We start from the raw sequence: 22,117 nt of genomic DNA on the forward strand, positions 1-22,117 counted from the left end.
TTTAAGTAATTATGCACAAGAGTTGATTAATTAGTTGCGTAAGGTACGTTAGTAGCGTTTGAGTGAAAGTTATATTCTGTTGTACATACATTTCGAAAGTGTATAACAGGATATAACTTTCCTTAATATCTCCTGCTTTAATAAAAGGCGTGTTTTTGTAAATTAAATGGTAGAGTAGCTCGTTGGTGTTCTCGCCCGGGCTGCGTAGGTCAGGGAATATCGCTGGCTGAAAGCCAATTAGTATACAATGCGCAGCAATGGAGATAAAAGGATCTCAAATGAGCAATATTATTAATTCTGAACGCAATTCATCAGATAATTCAGCGAATAATTTATCGAATAATTCAGATAATGCTATAAGCGTATCTGATTCTAAAGAGTCAGCAACTAACGAACCTACTGTTATAACGAATCTTAAGTGGCGTACGGCAGATATTGCATTGGGATCCGCTCTTGCAGCCGTGTTCGGTGTAATTCTTTTCGGCTATGGAATGGTGTTTATTCCACTAATTCGTACGCTTAATGCAGCTGTTCTTCCTGGTTTTGCAAGTATTACTCACGGTGTGTGGTATTTATCTGGAACTCTTGCAGTACTTCTTATTCGTAAACCTGGTTCTGCAGTGTATGTGAATGTTGTCGGCGCACTTGTACAAGTTTTACTCGGTTCTCCTTTTAGTATTAGGGACACGATTATTTCTGCATTATTGCAAGGCGTATTTGCAGAAATTGCGTTCTTAATTTTTAAATATCGTAAATTTAACTTGACTTTAAGCGTTATTTCCGGATTGCTTGTTGCTTTTGAGTATGGTGTTTTCTTATGCTTCACTAAGTATCAGGCTAAGGCTTCTTCATATATTACGATTCATATGATTACGGAGCTTATAAGCGGCGTACTGCTTTCTGGAGTGCTTGTGTGGTTTATATACTTAGCGTTGAGAGCAACAGGAGCATTAGATAATTTCGCGTCTGCACGTCGTCTGTAATAGTTCTTTTGCTTTCGTATAGACTGTGTGAAAATTGTTTTTCACAAGTTCGACTCACTAGGTTGGCAACTTTTATGTGTATGTGCTAATCTAGTCGTTGCTGAGTTTTCTCAGCGTGGGGCTTTAGCTCAGTCGGTTAGAGCAACGGACTCATAATCCGTCGGTCCAGGGTTCAAGCCCCTGAGGCCCCACGATAAAAATAACGCCACTTCATTAACGAAGTGGCGTTATTTAATTTCAAGCGTTAGTTTCAGAATACTTCCCGCTTTACAGTCCTGCTTGTGCTAAGTAATCAGGAATTTGATCAGGATACTTTGGCCAAGCTCCAGCTTGCGTGCAAACGTAAGCTGCAGTGTTTATTGCGGCACGATGAGCATTCTTTAAAGATTCTCCCGAAAGAATTTGTGCTGCAAACGTTCCAGAGAATGAGTCTCCTGCACCAACAGTATCGTTCACTTCTACATGTGGAGTTGGGAATGTTGAACTATCTTCAGTTTTAGTAATAATAGTGCTGAAAGTAGATCCGCCTGTTAATATCACGTAATCCAAACCATAATGAGTTTGGAACCAGCGGCACGCTTCTTCGTCAGAAGTGTCGCGAATGTTATACATGTCGCGAAGTAATAGAAGCTCGGAGTCATTAAGTTTGAATACGGTTGCTTCTTTAAGCAATGCGTCAATCAAATCTTTAGAGTAGTGGTCGCTTCGAATATTAATGTCGAAGAATTTCATGCAACCTTGTTTTGTATGCTTTAAAAGCTCAAGAATAGTATCGTGAGTTTCTTGAGATCTTAAGCTTAGTGTGCCGAAACATACAGCGTCTGCACGTTCTACTAAGTCAATAAGTTCACGAGTGTAGATTATGTGATCCCATGCTATATTTCTTACGATTGTGTACTCTGGTATACCGTTTCGTAAAGCTACGTCTACTGTACTTGTAGGCCATGCGTTTCTTTGTAAAATAGCGTGAATTCCTGCTTTACTTACCTCTTCTACTAGCTCGTCGCCTAGCTCATCTTGGCCTACTGCGCTTACCACGTAGCTTTCTGCTCCGTTGCATTGTGCATGATACGCGAAGTTTGCCGGTGCTCCACCAACTCTTTTTCCTTGAGGAAGTAAATCCCATAAGAGTTCACCGAGTGATAGAACAATTGGTTTAGTCATGATTTTCCTTTCATTCAAGCACGTCAGTGCATTAAAACTGGATTATCGCGCATTTTAAGTACCCTTTTGTATTTTTTTTACGCAACCAGTTTCATAACATAAATTTGTATATGACAAGTATATAACAAGTATTATTGTCACGCGCGTTAAAATGAAGTTTTATGTGCATTATTGAGATTTAAGAACGTTGTAAATACTAAATTTTTGTTGTGCTAACAGCGTTTTAACTTTATTGTGATTTATATCACTTTTTATATTACAACGACTTTGGAGTTATGTTGCTTATTGCAAATTCTCCAAAGTCGTTGCAGTTTGCCGTTACTTAAACGGTTATTTTTATTTATATTTTAATTTTATTTTAATTTTTATTTATATTCTATGATCTAATTTTTTGATTTAATAATTTTAATATTTAATTCTCAAAAATATCATCTTTTTTAGCACGTTCGGCCATCCAAGCTTCTACGTCATCAATCTGTTTTGGAATATCGATAGAAAGCCATTCTGGACCGTTTTCTGTCATTAAAACGTCGTCTTCAATACGAATACCGATTCCGCGCATTTCTTCAGGAAGAAGTAAATCGTTAGCTGCAAAGTACAAGCCTGGTTCGATTGTAAAAATCATTCCTGGTGTAATCTTTGCGCCCTGATAAGACTCATAACGTGCCTGTGCACAATCATGCACATCCAAACCAAGATGGTGAGCTACACCACACGCATGCCAGCGACGATGCTGCTGACCTTCCGGAGAAAGGGATTCTTCGACACTTACTTTCAAAATACCCCACTCGTGCAAGTGCTCAGCTAATACGCGCATGCATGCATGGTGAATATCAGAGTAAGTTGCGCCAGGTTTAGCTGCCTCGAAACCGGCTTGCTGAGCGTCAAGAACGCACTGGTAAAGCTTCTTTTGCAAATCAGTAAATTTACCATTTGTTGGGAAGGTTCTCGTAATGTCAGCAGTATAGAGACTGTTTACTTCTACGCCAGCATCAATAAGCAGCAAGTCGCCGTCAGAAACTACGCCAGTGTTTCGCATCCAGTGCAAAATTGGCGCATGTTTTCCGGATGCCACAATCGTATCGTAACCAACTTCGTTGCCTTCCTCACGAGCAACAGAGTTAAATGCGCCTTCAATCATTCTCTCGGAATGTTCCTTGCCGAGAGCATGTGGCAAGCGTGTAAGCATGCGGTCAAAACCTTGTTTTGTTGCAGCAATAGCCTTGCGCATTTCGCGAATTTCGTAATCGTCCTTAAGCATACGTGCTTCTGCAGCAAATTCGTGCAGTTTATCATCGGAAGATGTGTTTGCGTCTTCGTCGGTAAATCCGCTAGCTTCACGCATTGCTTCAACTTTTGCAGTAAGTTCAGGATCTGTTTCTCGAATGATGCGTACGTGTACGCCTTCCTCGTTTGCATCGTCGCTTACGTTCTTTGCAAGAGCATCATCAAGTTCTGCAATATCGCGCGTTTCAATGCCAGTCATAGCTTTAAGTTCTTTCAATCCTGCGCGTGGGCCAACCCAATATTCTCCGTAGTGAGGATCTTTGTAGAAACCGTCTGTGCTATTATCAGCTCGTGGCGCTACGAAAAGTTCAGGAACATGCGTTTTACCAGATTTAGCTTCTTCGCTTTCTTCGCTAACAGGTTCCATAACAAGTACGGCACCGGCTTCATAGTCTTGTCCTAATCCAGTGTAGTAAGCAAAGGTAGTGTCTGGTCTAAAAGCGTAATCGCAGTCGTTATTACGCACTTTTGGCTGTCCTGCAGGAATTACTAAGCGTTCTCCTGGGAAACGTTTGCCTAATGCCTCTAAACGTGCAGGAATATACTTGCTGGATTCGAGCGGCTTTACTTCTGGCTCCTGATTATCCCAGTTGCTTGTCATAAAATCTTTGAAAGAATCACTGTTTGGTCTAAGAGAGCGATTATTTACTCGATCTTCAACTTTTTGTGTACCGTCAGCTTTCAGCTTTTCGCCATGTTCTGTTGGCGTAGTTTCTGCCATTTTGAGGACTCCTTAACTCTTTTTCGTATTCGGATAGTCAATAACCACTAACATAGTCTGATTTACATACTTATGCGAGTTTTTATTTAGAAAAAACTGAGATTTTATAAGCAATTTACAAATGGCAGCAAATGCGTGTTTATATAGTAAAAAGTCGTATCTTATTGACTTATACGCATTTAGTTGTTGGTATCAACTAATCTAGAGAGTTGGAAAAACGAGTGTACGTGCGTATAAAAACTAAGGGGGAGTGCGGATTTATGTCTATGGAAAATCCAAACATAAACGGCGAAAGAATTATCGATATTGAGCGAAATATTATGAGTCGTGCCCCTGAACATAATAAAACTAATCTCGATTTAGATAGGATGCGCTTAATTCTTGATATTCTCGGCCATCCAGAAAAATCTATGCATGTTATTCACATAACTGGCACGAACGGTAAGGGTTCTACTGCTCGCATGGCTGAGTCGATTTGTCGAGCATACGGTTTGCGTACTGGTCTTTATACTTCTCCGCATTTGGAACGCATAAACGAGCGAATTATGATTGACGGCCAGGAAATCAGTGACGATGATTTTGTGGACGTTTGGGATCAGATGAAAGACATTATTGACATGGTTGATGCTCGTATGGAGGCTGATGGTAAGCCGAAAATGAGCTTCTTTGAAGTGCTTACATCCATGGCAATTTGGGCTTTTGCGGACGCTCCTGTTGACGTTGCTGTTATGGAAGTCGGAATGGGCGGCGAGTGGGATGCAACTAACGTTATGAACGCTGATGCTGCAATTATTGGCCCAGTGGATATGGATCACATGCAGTGGCTTGGAAACACTGTTGAAGAAATTGCGCGCACTAAAGCCGGAATTATTAAGCCAAATTGTACGGTGATTTTAGGTCCTCAGCCTCATGAAGAAAAGGTTTTGCCGATTATTAAGGAAGTTGCAGAGCGTAATCATGCTACATTGTTGCGTGATTCTTCCTACGGTGACGGAGAGCTTGAAGTAGTTTCTAGAACACCTGCAGTTGGAGGACAAGTTGCTACTTTGCGTACACCGATGGGCACTTATGAAGATGTGCCGATTGATAAGTTTGGTAAACATCAGGCGCATAATGCTTTGGCTGCTCTAGCTGCTGCGGAAGTTGTTCTTCCTGTAAACGGCGCTTTGGATGGCGATTTGGTTGCTGAGGCTTTAAGTCAAGTTAAGGTTCCAGGCCGTATTGAGCAGGTTCGTACTTCGCCGACTATTATTATTGACGGTGGTCACAACGTTAACGCTGCTGAGTCTCTTCGTGAAACTATTGAAGAAAACTATCATTTTGAGCAGCTTATTGGAGTTGTGTCGATGATGGCAGACAAACAGGTTGAAGAATATTTGGGTGTTCTTGAGCCTGTTTTGACGAAAATTATTGTTACACGCAATTCTTGGCGTGATCGTGTAATGGAACCTGAAGATCTCGAAAAAATTGCTGTAGGCGTATTCGGCAGGGATCGTGTGATTCGTGTTGACGAACTTCCGGATGCTATTCAAACGGCTGTGAATCTGGTTGATGAAGACGATGAGCTTGGTGTGGGCTATGGTCACGGAGTTCTTATTTGCGGTAGTTTTGTAACTGCAGGAGATGCGCGCACAATGCTTGTTGAGAGTGTAAATCCTGACTTAAAAAAGCCAAAAGAGCAGCGAGTGCCAATTCACCCAAATATTGACGAGTCTGCGAATTAAGTTATCTGTTTGTTACTTAATTCTAAGAGACTTAGCTTTTTCTACAGTGTTTTTTACTAACACTGCCTGCGCGTCAACTATTGGAATTTGCGGAAGTGGGAAAGCTTCATTGAGAACGCTTAATTCTGTGCATCCTAGAATAAGAGCGTCACAATTGCAGGTTCCTGAAGGGTCAAGCATGTCGCTTAATACTGACTCGTAGCGATGTAAATCAAGTTCGCCTGTACCTTTTACATCATCATAAATAAGCGAAGTAATACGCTGCTGTAATTCGTCATCTGGTGCCACAAATGTGTATCCTGCTTCTTCAATAGCGTGCTGATATACGCCTGCTTTACGAGAGCCAGAAGTGCCCAAAAAGCCGATTCTATTGCATTTAGATTTTGGATAACGCTTAGCAACTTCTGCTACAGCACCGCGTGGCATGTGCATTATTGGTACGTTTGTAAGTTCCTGAAACTTATCGTAAAAATAGTGCGCGGTGTTGCAAGTAAGCACAATAAACGATGCTCCAATTGCCGTCGCTTTAGCAATATCGTCAGCAAGAGCAGGGAAGGGACTTTCAGATGAGTCGCCAACAATGTACGCTGTCCTATCTGGAACAGATGCATCGTTAAACACTACATAATCTAAAAATTCTTGGTCATTATGAGCGTGCGTCTCTTTGTTAAGTAAACGAATATAACTTTCCGTCGCCAATGTACCCATGCCACCAAGTACAGCAAAAAACGGTCGTTTCATTACAACATAATCCCTTCGTAAGCTGCGTATCGCCTATTTTCACGCTTTAGTGCGGAAGTATTCTGCATAACGCTTCTTGTAAATAGAAAACATGTGGCGAAGCATTAACCAACGTAGCAGGTTCAGATCTTTCTTATATTCTAGCGTAGTTCCCCAATTGCCATGGCGAATCATATCAAAGCAACGCTTCTTTTCATCGCTTTCTACCACGTAACGGCGGAAAATTGATAGCGGAATTCCCATCCACAGCTTTTCTCCGCGTCCAAATACAGTATTTCCATCAAAAGGCTTATGCTCGATCAAATCTTCTACGAAATATTTAGCAAGATTAAAGCCATTTAGTGTAACGAAGTAACTAGAACGACCTTGACGCAAGTTGATTTCAAAAAGCTTATACTTTCCGTCGCGCTCATCATATTTCATATCAAAATTAGCTATACCAACATAGTTAATATCTTCCAAAAATGCTTTAATATTGCGGAAAATTTCCTCATTATAATCTGGAAGAATTGCAGCATAATTACCTACTGCTTCTGGCGTTGGGTCTTCCAGCAGAGGATGACCTAAGAACATCATGCGAACATGATGATCGCTGTCAACGTAAGCATTAAGTACACGCATGTGACTGTCGTCACCAGGAATAAAATCTTGCAAAATCATTTCGCCAGTGTAGCCAGCCTTGTACGAGCGTTTAATAAGCGTATCAAGCTCTTCAGGCGTATCTATAATAAACGCTTTCTTACGACCTTCAAAATTAATATCAACCCATTCAGCACTGTCTGCTGGCTTCATTGCAATAGGGAATTTGAAAGGTAGATTTTTGTATGCGCCGGCCGCAACTTCTTCAGCGTTTACTACTAAAGTTTTTGGATGAGGAAGGTTATACTGTTCGCAAGTCTTATAGAAAGAGCTTTTAAGACTTAACTGACGGTTAAGTTCTTTCGATAACGCGTGGAATTCGTAATACTTATGCAACTCATCACTGTACTGGGTTATCATATTCGCATACGCGTCTCCGCAAGGTATTAGCAGAAGTTTGATATCAGGATGTTCCTGCTTCCAATTTTTAGCAAACTCAACCAAAGTATTTAGGAACGTAGGCATTTCGCCAAATCCTGGAACAAGACGCACATCAACAATCTTGCTAAATTTTGTGGCGGAAAGCTGGAAATGCGCAAAGGCAATGGAAGTAATGCCGTATGCTTCATGGAATGCTCGAGCCATACCATAAGTGTTAATCTCACTTCCGAGAAGTACAGATTGGAATTTTTGGTTAGTCATTACTACCTTCTTTATTGTTGTTTCTAATTTTGCTTTTATTTGTTTGTTCTATCTATTTTGTTGCGTTATTTAAAAAGCTGTTTAAGTGCTATTTAATTGCTACTTAAGCATTATTTAGCAGTTTATTACAATCCAAAAAGACGTTTTACTATAAACGAATCACCTTCGTAAGGTAAATGCTTCCTCTTGGATTTAATCCAACGTTCGTCACCTTTTCCAATAGCAAGAAGAACGTTTAATCTTCCTTCTTCTTGCGTATTTTTAATAGCATCTTTATAAGCGTATTCAATAGCTTCTGCTCTGTCGATGATAATGCGTGAAGAAACATTCGTGTTCGTAACATAACTTTGCATATCCTCGCAAATATGCATCACGTCTTCAGTATCTGTATCTTCAGTAGTGAAAATAAACTGAGCTATACGATTCTGTGCTGCGTTAACAATATCTTTACGACGATCTACGGCTTTATCTCCTGTTGAGCCTGTTACAAGCGTTATTCTAGGATTCTCTTTTCCGTAACGTTCTTCTACAAAGTCAATAACAGATTTTGTAGAAATATAATTGTGCGCATAGTCAACAACTGCAATCGTATTTGAGTGAGTATCTTCAAAAACTTCCATGCGTCCAGAAATTTCAACTTTTTCAATAGCATGCAAAGCTTGTAAATCTGTATTCTGATTAACGCCTAATTCGCCTGCAATAGCTATGGCTGCTAAAGCGTTTTCATAATTAAAATCTCCAGCAATTGACAGCGAGAATGTGTCAATCATAGAGTATTGTGCTTCTTTTTCGTGTTCTTCGCAGCAATCTTCATCATTGCTATCGATAACAGCTATGCAATGAGCTTCACTATCTTCTGAAGGAACTGCAAGATAATCAGGAGTTAGAAGTTTTGGATAATTTTCGCAAGTGCGTTCAGTTTCTTCGCAAGTTTCGTCTACGTCTTCTATATCTTCTTTCTTTATGCGAGAGATGGTTGTGACGTGAACATTATTACGTTTTGCATCTTGTAATAGAAGATCTGCGTGATCCGTATCTGCGTTTAATACTAAACGCTTGGTATTTGCAATAATTTGTCGCTTGCAATACAAGTAGTCTTCAAAAGTTGGGTGTTCTATAGGACTAATGTGATCAGGACTGATGTTCAAAAATGCAGCAACATCAAACTTAAGACCGTATACGCGATTTACTTTGTATGCTTGTGAGGAAACTTCCATAACAAGATACTTCATACCGCTATCAACGGCCTCGCGCATCATGCAGAACGCGTCGAAACTTTCCGGAGTTGTCAAATTCGATTCCACATAATTTTTTCCGTCAACGCAATTGTCTACTGAAGAAAACAGTGCTGCTTTTCCGTGAGAATAAGCACTAAGAATAGCGTGAGTAAAGTATGCTGTAGTTGTTTTGCCTTTAGTTCCAGTAATTCCAACAATAGTAAGTTTTTGTTGCGGATTTCCGAAGAATGCTGCAGCAAGAATACTCATTGCTTTACGAGCGTCTGTAACGATTAGGCCGATTGCGCTAGTGTAATTTGCGTAACTTTGTTCAGCAACGTATGCTGCAAGTCCTTTACTATCTGCATCTAAAAGGTATTCAGATTTAAAATTGCCTTTAATAAAAAGTAAAGTACCAGGTTTAATATCGCGCGTATCGTAAGTCGCATGAGCAAACGGCTTGTGCAGATCTACTTTAGTAAAAGCATTAGCGTCAAGGGACCAAATTTCAGTTTTGCAATGAGTAGTATCTTTTTTTACTTCTTCCTCAGATACGCTCGTTTGCTGCTGAATCATTTCGCGAAGTAAATTATGCTTCTGTAGAATTTCACTTGCTTCAGCTAAAGATAGCGTTGAGTGAATCATATGTTACTATTCCTTACCAAATCCGTAAAATTGTATGTATTTAGTGTAGTTGAAGTGCAGGTCAGATTTCGTTCAAATCTGTCAATTTACTTGTACTATATTCATAACCAACTACCATTAATTGGCTCTTTTCCAATGGATACAAGCCAATCGTTAAAACTATTTTTCCACTGGTTGTACGCGTTTCGTTGCCAGCTCATAATCTCACTAAGTGGCATTCGAGCGAGTTCTTCATGTAGTTTAGTAATAGGCTTTATAAGATCAACTGCTGCAACAGTATCTGCAGTAGCATCGTGGAAGTTACCTATTGGCTCTACGCCGTAGAATTGTGTTGTCATGGTAAGAGTTCTTTTTCCTGAACGGCGAGAAACAGCGCGATCTATTACTAGAGGATCAACTGTAAGAACTTCACCACTTTGTAAAGTACTTACGGAACTTTCTGGACGTTCTTTCAATGATTTAAGATTCCAGTTTTTAAGATCATGCTGCAGCATTTTTACATCAAATGGAGCGTTGTATGCAAGAAGTGGAATGTTTTTAGATTGAGCTTTACTTATTGCGAAAGCTAGTATTTCTAGTTCTTCTGTTGGTTCTAATCCGTTTTTTTGCAAATAAGAGTCAGTAAAACCGTTTACTTCACTTGCTTTTGGATTCATTGGTTGATGAGGGTTGATTAACCAAGTAGATATAGCATCTTTGCTGTGGCCTGCGTTAGGGTCTCGTAATACTAAGGTTGCGGATACTATGGCATCTTTGCCAATTATTGCGCCTGTTGTCTCGGTATCAAATCCGAGTAGCCACGATTCTGCAAGAGTAGTGTTTTCTGCTTGCGTTGGAGCTTCTTCTAAAGCGTTTAAAAGTTCTTTTATATGTGTCGGCATAGTCACAATATTACCTCAACATCGGTTTATGGCACACTGTGATCTGTAAGAGGATGTAATAGTCTGTTAAATGTATTTGTAAATAGTATTTGTAAATAGTATTTACAAATATCTGCAATAGTGAACTTAATTAAGTATGGTGCTTTTCGAGTATCATAGTTTTTATGAGTGAGCAACATGATTCTGCAAATGTGGGAAACTTACGCGAATTGCGTATGTCTGTAGCAAGTAGAACTGCGTCTCAGCAGAGTCTTTATGAGCAATTTGAGCAGCTTTCTGCAGATCAAGTTGATTCTCTTTATTCTCAAGCAAAAAGATTAACGAATAATACTCAAGATGCGCAAGATTTAGTACAAGATACTTTTGAGCGTGCGTTTAAGTCGTTTTCTACTTTCCAACCTGGCACCAACTTTGGGGCGTGGATTAGTAGGATTGAGCGTAACTTGTATTTTAATCAGTATGCCAAGGCGAAGCGTCGTCCTCAGCGAGCAAATGATGCTACTGGTGAGTATAACGATTGGGATATTTATGAGGCTTCGAATCATGCTCCAAGTGGTTTGCTTTCTGCAGAACAAGAATATTTGGAGAGATTTGCTCCTAAAGAAATTATGGCAGCGCTGAAAACTTTGCCAAAGGAGCGTAGAGAAGTTTTTATTGAGGCTGTAATTAATGGCAAATCTTATAAGCAGATCGCTAAAGAGCAGGGAGTGAAGATTGGTACTGTTATGAGCCGTTTAAGTCGCGCTCGTACACAGCTTAAAAATGAGTTAGCTGATTATAATTCCGATAATTAAACTAATTGCTAATTATTGGAATGCGGCTTATGGATTAAAAATAGAACGTGGCTGCAGTTTGCGTTCTGCGTTAGTGTCTCATTCTGCTTGTTTTGGGACACTCGTGCAGTTTGCGTTCTGCGTTAGTGTCTCATTCTGCTTGTTTTGGGACACTCGTGCAGATTGCGTTCTGCGTTAATGTCTCAAGCAGCCTACGATTCAGCCTAATATAAAATTGTGTATAAAATAAAAAGCCCGCAGTAAAAGCGGGCTTTACAGTATGTATAGGCAAATCTACAACTCAGGCATTTGGTCTTTTGCCGTGATTTGCTGCCTTTTTGCGACGCGCCTTGCGCTTACGTCCACGCATACCCATAATGGAACTCCTTAACGATGAATTAACAACCTTAGGGATTATCTCACGTTGCCGAGACGTTAGTTTGTATTTTTACGATTACGCTGCGATGTCTGCAACAGTTGCATTTAGCAGCGATACTATATCTTGAGGATTTAATACAACGTCAAGTCCGCGCTTACCTCCAGATACAAGAATCTCACTAAACTGCATAACGCTTGAGTCTAGTACAGTTTCATGCTGAGTTCGCTGCCCAAATGGGGAGATGCCTCCAACTACGTAACCGCTTTCTCGTTGCGCAACTTCTGGGCTTGTCATGCTTGCTTTTTTCGCGTGAACAGCGCCAGCAATTGCTTTCATATTAAGTCTTCCGTTTACAGGTACGATTCCGACTACTCGTTTTTCTCCGGTGTCTACCATAAGTGTTTTGCATACTTGAGCTGCGCTTACACCAAGTTTTTCTGCTGCTTCAATTCCGTAGCCTTCATCCATATGATCGGCATCGTGATCATATTCTGCTATTCGGAATGTGATGCCTGCATTTTCTAGTTGTGCAATAGCTGGAGTTGCTTTACCTGTTGCTGCATGTTTTTTACTCATTTTGATTTCCCCTGACTTTTGCTACTTTTATGATGCTTATATTTCATTACATGATATGCTATACCGACTGTTGACTTAAAGTACATAAAATCTGAAAGTCTAAAAATAAACCCCTTGAACGCTTAGCTTATTAGTATCCGTTATTTTAGATGCTAGCTTAAGCGCAACAAGGGGTTTAATTAAATTTTCGCAAAAATCAGATTGATTCTGACTTTCTTCTTAGAAATCACTCAGAGATTTCAGCGAAGTAAAGGAGAGTGCGAATCATGTTAGAAGTGAAACCGTACTCGTTGTCATAGAAGGTGACGGTACGAGCCAAAGTTACACCATCAACAGTGTTCACATCGGTCTGAGTTGGATCAAAAACGCCACCGTGGGTGTCGCCGATGATGTCAGAAGACACGATGCTGTCAGCGTTGTAGCCGAAGTATTCGCAGTTCTCAAATGCCTTCTTGAAAGCTTCGTTGATTTCTTCAGCGGTAGCTGGCTTCTCAAGAACGGTTGTCAACTCGGTAACGGAGCCATCTGGAACCTGAATACGCTGTGCGTGACCCTGAAGTTTACCGTTAACTTCTGGAACAACCTTGCCGATTGCCTTAGCAGCACCGGTGGAGTGCTCGATGGTGTTGCAAGCTGCAGAACGGTTGTTGCGTGGCTTGGAGCCGCGTGGGCCATCGAGAATCATCTGAGTTCCGGTGTAAGCGTGGATGGTAGTCATGAAGCCGGACTTGATGCCCCAGTTATCCTGCAAGAGCTTTACCATGGCGGCCATGGAATTGGTTGTGCAGGAGCCTGCGGACACAATGTTGTCAGAGGCCTTCAAGATTTCGTGATTTACGCCGAACACAACGGTTGGGGTGGTCTCGTCCTTAGCAGGAGCAGAGATAAGAACCTTCTTAGCTCCAGCGTTCAAGTGAGCCTGGGACTTTTCAGCAGAAGTGTAGAAGCCGGTGCATTCGAGTACGAATTCAACACCATCGTTCTTAACCCATGGAATATTGTTTGCGTCTTTTTCTGCGTAAACCTTATAGGTCTTGCCATCTACTACGATGGCATCTTCGGTGGAGGTTACCTCAACTGGAGTGCCGTCATCGTGGCGGAAAGTGCCATGCGTGCTGTCGTACTTAAGCAAGTAAGCAAGCATGGAAGGAGTGGTCAGATCGTTGATGGCTGCGACTTCGATATCACCGGCCTGGCCGCCACGAGCTTGAAGCTCAAAAATACGACGGAATGCGAGACGACCGATACGACCGAAACCGTTAATACCAATCTTGACTGTCATGTGGGTTCTCCCTTGAGTAAAGATCTTCATGCGCAAAATTTGCAAATTGACAAATACGTAATCTTGCGATTTTTATGCAAATTATTACGATAAGACCTTCGTTATTGAATTAACGGTGTTCATTTTAATGTGCGGCATGTACGACTATTTAAATTTTCTGTTATATAAATGTTCTGTTTGAAATCGGCGTAAAACTGGTTGTAATTCTTCGTTTTTGTGAGTGTTTTTGTGCAATTTTTGATTTGTTAATGTTTGATTTTGTTAGATATTTGTAGAGGGTTGATTGCGCTCTTAGCAAAGCTTTATCTGAAAGCAATCAACACATAGAAAATAAATTACTATCTGCAGATTAGCGAGCATAGTAGTGGCGCTCTTGAGATGAGATGCCGTCTAAGAAGAAGTGTGCACATTCGCGGTAAGATTTGCTACTTACGAAATCTTCCGGAGTGTAAGGTGCAACGCTAGAAAACATATCTTCATACTCATCAACACTTAAGCGTTTGCGTGAATCAAGCATATTCGCATGTTCTTTAGTTAAAAGTGAATCCCTAAATCCTGGCACAAGTTTGCCGCTAAAGAACTCGCCAACAGCGCCGGAACCGTAAGAAAATAGGCCAATCTTATCGCCTTCTTTAAGCGAGTTAGTTTCATTATCGCAACCGTATTTTCCATCTAACTCAAGCAAAGATAGCAAACCTAAATACAAGGAACCAGTATAAATATTTCCAACACGACGACTGTATTTCGTACTAGTTTCGTAATTCGAAAGCAAGCGCTCGCGTGATGCTTCATAAACGCTACCGAAATTGCAAGAATCCATAGCTGTGTTAAGAGCTTTCAAACCCATTTTTGTATATGGCAAGTGGAAGCACATAGCTGCAAAATCGTTGAAATCGCAATTATTTTGTGCAGAGTACTTTTGCCACACGTCGCAGAAGAACTGTATGTACTGTTCGGTTGAGAATTTTCCGCGAGCAAGAGCAGTATCCTGATAAACAGGTCTCCAAAAGTCTTGAATATCAGCAGATTTTACAACGCTATCGTCGTTAATTTCTAGCACATGTGGATTTGCGCTTATCAGCATTGCCACAGCTCCAGCGCCCTGAGTTACTTCGCCAGGAGTAGAAAGTCCGTAGCGTGCAATATCGGATGCTATAACAAGTACTTGCGGTTGCAAATCGGCATGTGCGCGCACGTAGTCGCAGGCCATCATAAGAGCTGCAGTACCGCCGTAACATGCTTCTTTTACTTCAATGCAACGAACCCAAGGCGTAAGTTTTAGCAGTTTATGAACGTACAAAGCACTAGATTTGCTTGCATCTATACCGCTTTCTGTGCCGACGATTAGCATTTTTAGGCGATTGCTGTCGATATGAGGCATAAGGGGGAGTGCGGCTTGAGCTGCGAGAGTTACGATGTCTTGATGATTTGGTGGAACTGCCTGCTCGCTTTGACCGATACCGATTGTGAATTTATTAGGGTCAATTCCTCGGTGTTCTGCTAGTTCTGCAAGATTAAGGTAGTAATGAGGTGTTGCAAAAGAGATGTGATCTATGCCGACTGTAAGTGGTGAATCGACTTCTGTAAGTGGTGACGTTTCAGTATTATTTGTAGTATTCATTTTCCTCAAATTTCCATCAAGTTTTTATCAAGTTTCTTAATTTTGTTTTGATTCTCGTAATTTTTTAAGCAGTTGCACGGCATTTTGTATAGTTCGTTCTGCAGGATCAAGTTGCAGAATATTATGTGAAATTTCAGCTATTTCTGCGTCTTTTGCTCCTGCAGCTATAGCAAGATTTGACGACTGCAGCTTCATGTGACCTGCTTGAATACCGGGGCCTGCTAGTGCTAGAAGAGCCGCGAGATTTTGTACTAAGCCGAGTGCTGCAAGAGTGTTTCTAAAATCGTTTGCGTTCTTATATTTGCCTATTTTGATCGCGAGTTTTGCCATTGGAAGAGAGGAGATTGATCCGCCAACAATGCCTATTTGTAGCGGAATTTCAATACGACCACTGAGTATGGTTTGTTCGTTTAGTGTTTCGATTTTCCAAGTTGATAGTGGTAGGTAGCGACCGGTACGCGCCGCCCACGCATGCGCTGCGGCTTCTAGCGCTCGCGTATCATTTCCTGACGCGAGCGCGGCTCCTAAAATGCCGTTTAGGATTCCTTTGTTGTGCGTGGCGGCGCGTGCCGGATCGCTGGCGGCTAGCGCGCTTAATGCCGCGATTCGGCGTGCGAGGCGCTTCCCTTCATCCTCGCGTTCAGATTCTTCAAGCCGCCTGGATGCTAGCGCTTCAACAGGTATGCGCACTTGTGCCGTGGTAGCAACGCGGCTTGTGTTGGTAAGAATCGCCGCAAGCGCCTCTACGCCGAGCCAGCTTTCCAGCTGGGCTTTTACGGCTTCGCCCATAGTGTTCACGGTGTTTGCTCCCATTGCATCGCATGTGTCTACGTCAATTTCCAGTTTGGCGAAGCCGTTAAAAGCTGAATCGCGGCATTTTCGCGCGCCGCCACCCCTTTTAACCATTGATGGGTGTGATTCGTTTGCAATGCGTAGCAGATCTTCTACCTTTTCATTATCTTCAACAATTTCATTCAAACGCGCTGCCACGCTTGAATCCGCGTCTTCAAAAATTATTTGTGCAGTTGTTACGTATTGTGGTGAGTGCGCAATAATCCCGCATTCTGTTTCGTTAATCCCGCATTCTGCTTCAAAATTTCCGCATTCTGCTTCGTTTGCAATAACGCAGTTTTTAACGCTTGTTACAGCATTCTGCTCCACAACGCTTGTTGCAGCATTCTGCTCCACAACGTTTGTTGCAGCAATCCGCGCTCCGTTGCATGCAGCCGCAATTACGGACGGCTCTTCTGTAGCCACAAGAATGTCGCGTTTTTCGCCGTTTACAATCAGCCCACGCACAATGCCAACTGGAAGAGTGTACTTTCCAATCTGATTTTCAATCATATGATTCGCAACGTCTGCTGGAATTGTAGCGTCAGAACTTTGCGCAAGCTGTTTAAGCAACAAATCTGCTTCAGTTTCGTTTATTTTTCCTTCATTTTGTAAAGTTTTTATGCGCTGTTCTACGCTTAATTCACGAAAAGCAGTCATTTGAAATCACCCCAATGATTTGTGTTGACTACGCATGTTGCTGAAGGTTGTTCATCCTAATTTGCATTGCGACTCCAATTCCGCCGCCTACGCATAATGCAGCAACGCCATTTTGCTGCTTTCGATCGCGTAAAGCATATATTAGCGTAGTTAAGATTCTTGCTCCGCTAGCTCCAAGTGGATGTCCTAATGCGATTGCGCCGCCTCTAACGTTTAGTTTTGATTCGTCAATATGAAGTTGTTCAGAAACTGCAATACTTTGTGCGGCGAATGCTTCATTGATCTCAAATAAATCAATGTTTTTAACGTTACTTTCAGTAGAATTTAGCATTCGTTCCATAACGTGTTTCGGAGCATAACCCATTAAATCTGGGTCGATTCCGCCTTCTGCAAATCCCACTATTTCTGCAAGATACTCGATTTTGTGTTCAGTAGCGTAGTCTTTGCTCATTAGCACGAGTGCTGCGGCACCGTCGTTTATTCCGCTTGCATTTCCAGCTGTTACTGTTGATACGTGAGAATTATCTGATTCATCTGAAGTTTTAAAAAGTGTACGAAGTTTTGCTAAACGTTCTAAAGACGTGTCAGCTCTTGGATGTTCATCTTTAGATACGATTGTGCCGTCATCCAATTTTACTGGAACGATTTCTGCATTAAATTCGCCTTTTTCCCATGCTGCTACAGCTTTTTGGTGAGATTTTAGTGCGAAAATATCTTGCGCTTTGCGAGTAATACCAAATTTCGCTGCAACGTTTTCTGCAGTAACTCCCATTGCGTCACCTGTAAAAGCGTCGTTTAAGCCGTCGCGTTGTAAGCCGTCAACAAGCGCAAAATTTCCGTATTTGTGTCCATTAAATCGCGCGTTGTTTGCGTAAAATGGAACGTTGCTCATGCTTTCTGTGCCGCCAGCTACTACTACTTGCGCATCGCCCATTACTATTGCAGCTTGTGCTAAGCGTACTGCTTTTAATCCAGATCCACATACTTCGTTAATTGTCATAGCACAGCTGGAAGTGTCTAAACCTGCACGTAATGCGATTTGCCTAGCTACATTTTGCCCACTACCAGCCTGCAATACGTTTCCAAAAATAGCTTGATCTACGTCGCTGCCAGTTAGTCCAGCGCGTTCTATTGCAGCTTTAGCTGCGATAGTTCCTAAATCAACTGAGGAAAGCGAAGATAAGCTGCCGCCGAATTTACCAATAGGTGTACGTGCAGCGCTCGCAATCACCACTTCAGTCATATGTTTAGCCACCTAATCAATTGTTTATTGCAATGTGTATTGCAGTATGCCAACCGAACTACTCTATCGTATTCTTCAGTAAAAACGAGAATCTACAAAAATTCTTCTCGTTTTTTTCACATTTTCAATATTTTTTATAATAAGTTTTTATATTAAATTTTTATAATAAATTCTCATTTTGCGCTTGTGTACTTGCGAACATAATTTTCCACGCTGTATTTAAAATTGTGCTCCAAGCTTTTACTGTTTTTACTGCTTTTATTGCTTTTGTGTGTGCTGATTTCATTGTTCACGGAAGGAAATAGATCCGTCTGCTGGGTTCATTGAATCAACAATAGCAAGAGAATCCAAATCATATCCAGCTTTGCGCAAAACGTCACCGCCGCCCTGGAAGCCCTTTTCTATTGCGATTCCAATTCCTGCTACAGTAGCGCCAGCATGTTTACAAATATCTATTAAACCTTGCAAAGCGTTTCCGTTAGCCAAAAAATCATCCAAAATTAGTACACGATCTTCAGAACTCAAATATTTGCGAGACACTATTACAGGAAACTCGCGCTGCTTTGTGAACGAGAAAACAGTAGAAACATATTGGTCACCGTCAAGATTTATAGACTGAGCTTTTTTAGCAAAAACTACAGAAACATTACCAAAATGCCTTGCTACTACGCATGCAATACCAATTCCAGACGCTTCAATAGTTAGAATTTTTGTAATATTTGCATTTTTAAAATGTTCAGCCCAGGAAGCACCCATGTGATCAAACAAAGTCACGTCGCATTGATGGTTCAAAAAAGCGTCCACTTTTAAGACATTGCCAGGTTTTACGATACCGTCTTTGCGAATGCGTTCTTCTAGTTCTTGCACAATGTGCCCTTTCTTAGCATATACAGTTTCGCTATTTAAACTTTGCTGTAACATGTTTAATTTGCAGTATGCTTAAGCTTACCCAGACTTATGACACAATTTTATAGAAACGACTCAGCCATGTGGTAAACCATATTAAATGCGTGTAAAAGCAGAATGTGGGGGAGAGTTTTGCTTTAAGTGGTAATGGAGAGTGCAGTATGAGTAATTATGGCTATGTTAGTGATTTATTGGGTAATCCTGTAGATGATGAATCCAATATTTCTGCTAGTGCTAAGAATAGTGCGGAAAGCTTAGCAAATAATCAAAACATAGTTTACGATGAAAGTCCTGCTCAGGCTGCGTCTACTGCTCCTACAGAAACAACTTCGCATTACTATGATCTTCCAAATATTACTGCAGATGAAAGCACTCTACTTAATGGATTAAACCCTCAACAATTACAGGCAGTTAAGTACGATGGTCCAGCTTTACTAATCGGAGCAGGTGCAGGAAGTGGAAAAACACGAGTTCTTACGCGCAGAATCGCCTGGATTCTAAGCAAAGAAGGCGTGTGGCCAAGCCAAATTCTTGCAATTACATTTACAAACAAAGCAGCTTTAGAAATGCGTGAACGATTAGCAAATCTTATCGGAAACTGCGCTAACACAATGTGGGTTTCAACATTTCACTCTGCATGCGTAAAAATATTACGAAAATCAGGCGAAAATATTGGCTTAAAACCAGGCTTTTCTATTTACGATACTGCAGATTGCGAGCGTTTAGTAAAAATTATTGCCACAGAGTTAAACGTTGATATTAAACGTTTTACTCCTCGCAATATTTTAAGCAAAATTTCAGATTGCAAAAATAGTTTAATTAGTTGGCGCGAGCAGCTTGATATGTATGCAAACGATTACAAGCCAGGTGTTGCAGGTCAACAAATTGCGCACGCTGGTAATTATGATGCTGTTTATGCCACAATTTACGCAGAGTATCAGCATCGCTTAGCTCAAGCAAATGCTGTTGATTTTGATGATTTAATTATGCGAACTGTGCAACTCATGCGCGAAGTGCCAGAAGCTGCTAAATATTATCGTCATAAGTTCCGCTATATTTTAGTAGACGAATATCAGGATACTAATCATGCTCAATATGAGCTTATTCGAGAGCTTGCTGGAGTTGACGTAAAACAGCAAGTGATGTCGCAAGATAATATTGATGCACCCGCTTCTATCACAGTCGTAGGAGACTCAGACCAGTCAATTTACGCTTTTCGTGGAGCAGATATCCGCAATATTCAAGATTTTGAGAAAGATTTTCCTAACGCCAAAACTATTATGCTTGAGCAAAATTATCGATCTACTCAAACAATTTTGGATGCTGCAAATGCTGTTATTTCTCACAACAAGTCTCGAAAGCCTAAAAAATTGTGGACAGCGTTAGGCGAGGGGTCTGCAATTACTGGTTACGCAGCTGACAACGCTCAACAAGAAGCAGCTTGGGTTGCTAAGGAAATAGCGCGATTAGCAGGAGAGGAAGGCATTGCGTACTCTGATATGGCAATTATGTATCGTGCTAATGCGCAGTCGCGTTCGTTAGAAGACGCACTTGTTAAGGCAGGATTGCCGTATCAGCTGGTTGGTGGAACTAAGTTTTACGAACGTCGCGAAGTAAAGGATGCGCTCGCATACTTGCAGTCTATGGCAAATCCGGATGATGACGTTAATATGCGCCGAATTTTGAACGTTCCAAAACGCGGACTTGGTCCTCGCGCAGAATCTATTCTTACTATGTATGCGCAAAGTCATGAAGTGAGCTTCTGGCAGGCTTTAGAACATTTGGAATCAATTGAAGGAGTATCAACTAGAACTCTAAGCAAACTCAAAGAGTTTCGTGAGTTAATGCATAATCTGATGTTATGTATGCAAGACAATTATTCTAAGCCTTCTGAAGTAATAGCAAGTATTTTACAAGAAAGTGGTTTATTAGCGGATTTGCAACGTTCTGAAGATCCTCAGGATGCTTCAAGAGTTGATAATTTGTCGCAGTTGCAGTCTGTTGCTGCTGAATATGAACAAAATACTCCGGATGCTAATGTTGCTGGATTCCTTGAAACTACTGCTCTCGTAGCTGATTCTGATCAATTGCCTGGTGAGAATGAGAATACTGGTAAAGTTACTTTGATGACTTTGCATACTGCTAAAGGTTTGGAATATCCGGTTGTGTTTTTAACTGGAATGGAGCAGGGTACTTTTCCGCATTCTCGTGCATTGGATGACGAAGATGAGCTTTGTGAAGAGCGTAGGCTTGCGTACGTTGGTATTACGCGCGCGAAGCAGAAATTATATGTAACTCGCGCTTCTGTAAGATCTCAATGGGGTCAAGCTCAAGATATGTTGCCAAGCCAATTTTTGGATGAAATCCCAGATAATTTGATTGATTGGAAGCGTCGTGAATCGGATGTTGAGCGTTTAGGTGGTCGTTTGCGTAAGCATAGCGATTTTGATGACGATTTCAGCGATGATTTTGATAGTGATTTTGATAGCTGGGATGATGATTTTAGTGATGCTTTTGGCAAAAAAACAACTTTCGGCGGAAGTTCGTACAGTTCTAGTAAATCGTACGGTTCTAGAAAGTCTAATAACTACAATAAATCTTACGGTTCTTCTTACGGCTCTTCTTACGGCTCTTCCTACGGTTCTTCTTACGGTTCTAGATCTAAGTGGTCTAAATCTAGTGAAGTAAAAACGCGCAAAATTACCGCAATATCTGCAGAAAAATCTGGCAAAAAGTCAAGTTCTGCATTTTCTTCTCTATCTTCTTCTAAAGGTACTGGTTCCGTGGATAAAGACAACAATCTCAACATTCAAGATTTTCAAATCGGAGACAAAATCACACATGATACTTACGGATTAGGAACAGTTCTTGCAACTCAAGATAAAGGACGTAACTCTATTATTACTGTTGATTTTGGTTCCGATGGCGTGAAACGCTTAATGCTTCGTATTGCGCCTATAGAGAAATTGTAAAATATTTTATTTTATGCTACTTATACATAAAATAATTTGCAATTATTAAAAATTGCATAAATTATTATTCGTAATATTGTTATAATTATCGCCGCAATTATATACACGAAAACAAAATATTCAAGACTTGTTTTATATCGCACTATAAGAAAAAATGTAAAAGTAAACGAAAACATAACTTCAGAAAGTTTTATGGGGGAAGCTATGACGAGTACTGAATTGTTATTGGT

General features: G+C 41.0%; 17 protein-coding genes and 1 tRNA gene. 5 read left to right on the plus strand and 13 right to left on the minus strand.

What is annotated here, in order from left to right; all coding sequences use genetic code 11:
* The first annotated feature begins 278 nt into the window (after positions 1-278).
* Positions 279-983, plus strand: coding sequence for an ECF transporter S component (locus ACPFYS_RS05275; RefSeq protein WP_427876458.1), 705 nt, complete (start codon positions 279-281; stop codon positions 981-983).
* Between the two features lie 117 nt (positions 984-1,100).
* A tRNA-Ile gene (locus ACPFYS_RS05280) sits at positions 1,101-1,174 on the plus strand.
* Positions 1,175-1,250: 76 nt separating this feature from the next.
* Here the strand turns inward: ACPFYS_RS05280 and ACPFYS_RS05285 are convergent.
* Together ACPFYS_RS05285 and ACPFYS_RS05290 are read right to left on the minus strand one after the other, a co-directional pair.
* A complete protein-coding gene (locus ACPFYS_RS05285; RefSeq protein WP_427876460.1) occupies positions 1,251-2,147 on the minus strand; it encodes a carbohydrate kinase family protein in 897 nt (298 codons plus the stop codon).
* A gap of 412 nt (positions 2,148-2,559) precedes the next feature.
* Positions 2,560-4,155 carry an aminopeptidase P family protein gene (locus ACPFYS_RS05290; RefSeq protein ID WP_427876462.1) on the minus strand — a complete coding sequence of 532 codons (1,596 nt, stop codon included), beginning with the start codon at positions 4,153-4,155 and terminating at the stop codon, positions 2,560-2,562.
* A gap of 260 nt (positions 4,156-4,415) precedes the next feature.
* On the opposite strand from ACPFYS_RS05290, the gene ACPFYS_RS05295 reads away from it, so the two are divergent.
* The gene (locus ACPFYS_RS05295) at positions 4,416-5,879 is read left to right on the plus strand and encodes a bifunctional folylpolyglutamate synthase/dihydrofolate synthase (protein ID WP_427876464.1); all 1,464 of its coding nucleotides are present in this window, start codon (positions 4,416-4,418) and stop codon (positions 5,877-5,879) included.
* A 12-nt stretch (positions 5,880-5,891) separates the two neighbouring features.
* Here ACPFYS_RS05295 and ACPFYS_RS05300 read toward each other — a convergent pair whose 3' ends face one another.
* The 4 genes from ACPFYS_RS05300 to ACPFYS_RS05315 all read right to left on the minus strand — a co-directional run bounded on the left by ACPFYS_RS05300 (position 5,892) and on the right by ACPFYS_RS05315 (position 10,644).
* On the minus strand, positions 5,892-6,620 hold the full coding sequence (locus ACPFYS_RS05300) for an aspartate/glutamate racemase family protein (protein WP_427876466.1): 729 nt from the start codon (positions 6,618-6,620) through the stop codon (positions 5,892-5,894).
* A 39-nt stretch (positions 6,621-6,659) separates the two neighbouring features.
* Positions 6,660-7,901: a carboxylate--amine ligase gene (locus tag ACPFYS_RS05305; protein WP_427876468.1), complete on the minus strand. Its 1,242-nt coding sequence runs from the start codon at positions 7,899-7,901 to the stop codon at positions 6,660-6,662.
* 125 nt (positions 7,902-8,026) lie between these two features.
* Positions 8,027-9,763 (minus strand): UDP-N-acetylmuramoyl-L-alanyl-D-glutamate--2,6-diaminopimelate ligase, encoded by a 1,737-nt coding sequence (locus tag ACPFYS_RS05310; RefSeq protein WP_427876470.1) that lies wholly within the window; start codon positions 9,761-9,763, stop codon positions 8,027-8,029.
* A 101-nt stretch (positions 9,764-9,864) separates the two neighbouring features.
* Positions 9,865-10,644, minus strand: a complete 780-nt coding sequence (locus ACPFYS_RS05315; RefSeq protein ID WP_427877672.1) for an exonuclease domain-containing protein — start codon at positions 10,642-10,644, stop codon at positions 9,865-9,867.
* A gap of 215 nt (positions 10,645-10,859) precedes the next feature.
* Here ACPFYS_RS05315 and ACPFYS_RS05320 point away from each other — a divergent pair, with 215 nt between their 5' ends.
* The gene (locus ACPFYS_RS05320) at positions 10,860-11,438 is read left to right on the plus strand and encodes a sigma-70 family RNA polymerase sigma factor (RefSeq protein WP_427877673.1); all 579 of its coding nucleotides are present in this window, start codon (positions 10,860-10,862) and stop codon (positions 11,436-11,438) included.
* A 280-nt stretch (positions 11,439-11,718) separates the two neighbouring features.
* Here ACPFYS_RS05320 and ACPFYS_RS05325 read toward each other — a convergent pair whose 3' ends face one another.
* From ACPFYS_RS05325 to ACPFYS_RS05355, 7 genes are all read right to left on the minus strand, one after another.
* Positions 11,719-11,793: a 50S ribosomal protein bL37 gene (locus ACPFYS_RS05325; protein ID WP_369803150.1), complete on the minus strand. Its 75-nt coding sequence runs from the start codon at positions 11,791-11,793 to the stop codon at positions 11,719-11,721.
* Positions 11,794-11,871: 78 nt separating this feature from the next.
* On the minus strand, positions 11,872-12,372 hold the full coding sequence (ybaK, locus tag ACPFYS_RS05330; RefSeq protein WP_427876472.1) for a Cys-tRNA(Pro) deacylase: 501 nt from the start codon (positions 12,370-12,372) through the stop codon (positions 11,872-11,874).
* 226 nt (positions 12,373-12,598) lie between these two features.
* The gene (gap, locus tag ACPFYS_RS05335) at positions 12,599-13,654 is read right to left on the minus strand and encodes a type I glyceraldehyde-3-phosphate dehydrogenase (protein WP_427876474.1); all 1,056 of its coding nucleotides are present in this window, start codon (positions 13,652-13,654) and stop codon (positions 12,599-12,601) included.
* Between the two features lie 349 nt (positions 13,655-14,003).
* Positions 14,004-15,275: a hydroxymethylglutaryl-CoA synthase gene (locus ACPFYS_RS05340; RefSeq protein ID WP_427876476.1), complete on the minus strand. Its 1,272-nt coding sequence runs from the start codon at positions 15,273-15,275 to the stop codon at positions 14,004-14,006.
* Positions 15,276-15,311: 36 nt separating this feature from the next.
* A complete protein-coding gene (locus ACPFYS_RS05345; protein ID WP_427876478.1) occupies positions 15,312-16,766 on the minus strand; it encodes a hydroxymethylglutaryl-CoA reductase, degradative in 1,455 nt (484 codons plus the stop codon).
* A 28-nt stretch (positions 16,767-16,794) separates the two neighbouring features.
* The gene (locus tag ACPFYS_RS05350; RefSeq protein WP_427876479.1) at positions 16,795-18,009 is read right to left on the minus strand and encodes an acetyl-CoA C-acyltransferase; all 1,215 of its coding nucleotides are present in this window, start codon (positions 18,007-18,009) and stop codon (positions 16,795-16,797) included.
* A gap of 282 nt (positions 18,010-18,291) precedes the next feature.
* Positions 18,292-18,876: a xanthine phosphoribosyltransferase gene (locus ACPFYS_RS05355; protein ID WP_427877674.1), complete on the minus strand. Its 585-nt coding sequence runs from the start codon at positions 18,874-18,876 to the stop codon at positions 18,292-18,294.
* A gap of 200 nt (positions 18,877-19,076) precedes the next feature.
* Between ACPFYS_RS05355 and ACPFYS_RS05360 the strand changes: the two genes are divergently transcribed.
* Positions 19,077-21,887, plus strand: coding sequence for an ATP-dependent helicase (locus tag ACPFYS_RS05360; RefSeq protein WP_427876481.1), 2,811 nt, complete (start codon positions 19,077-19,079; stop codon positions 21,885-21,887).
* Positions 21,888-22,117 lie beyond the last annotated feature (230 nt).

Source organism: Gardnerella sp. 2492 (assembly GCF_050320365.1).
GTDB lineage: Bacteria > Actinomycetota > Actinomycetes > Actinomycetales > Bifidobacteriaceae > Bifidobacterium.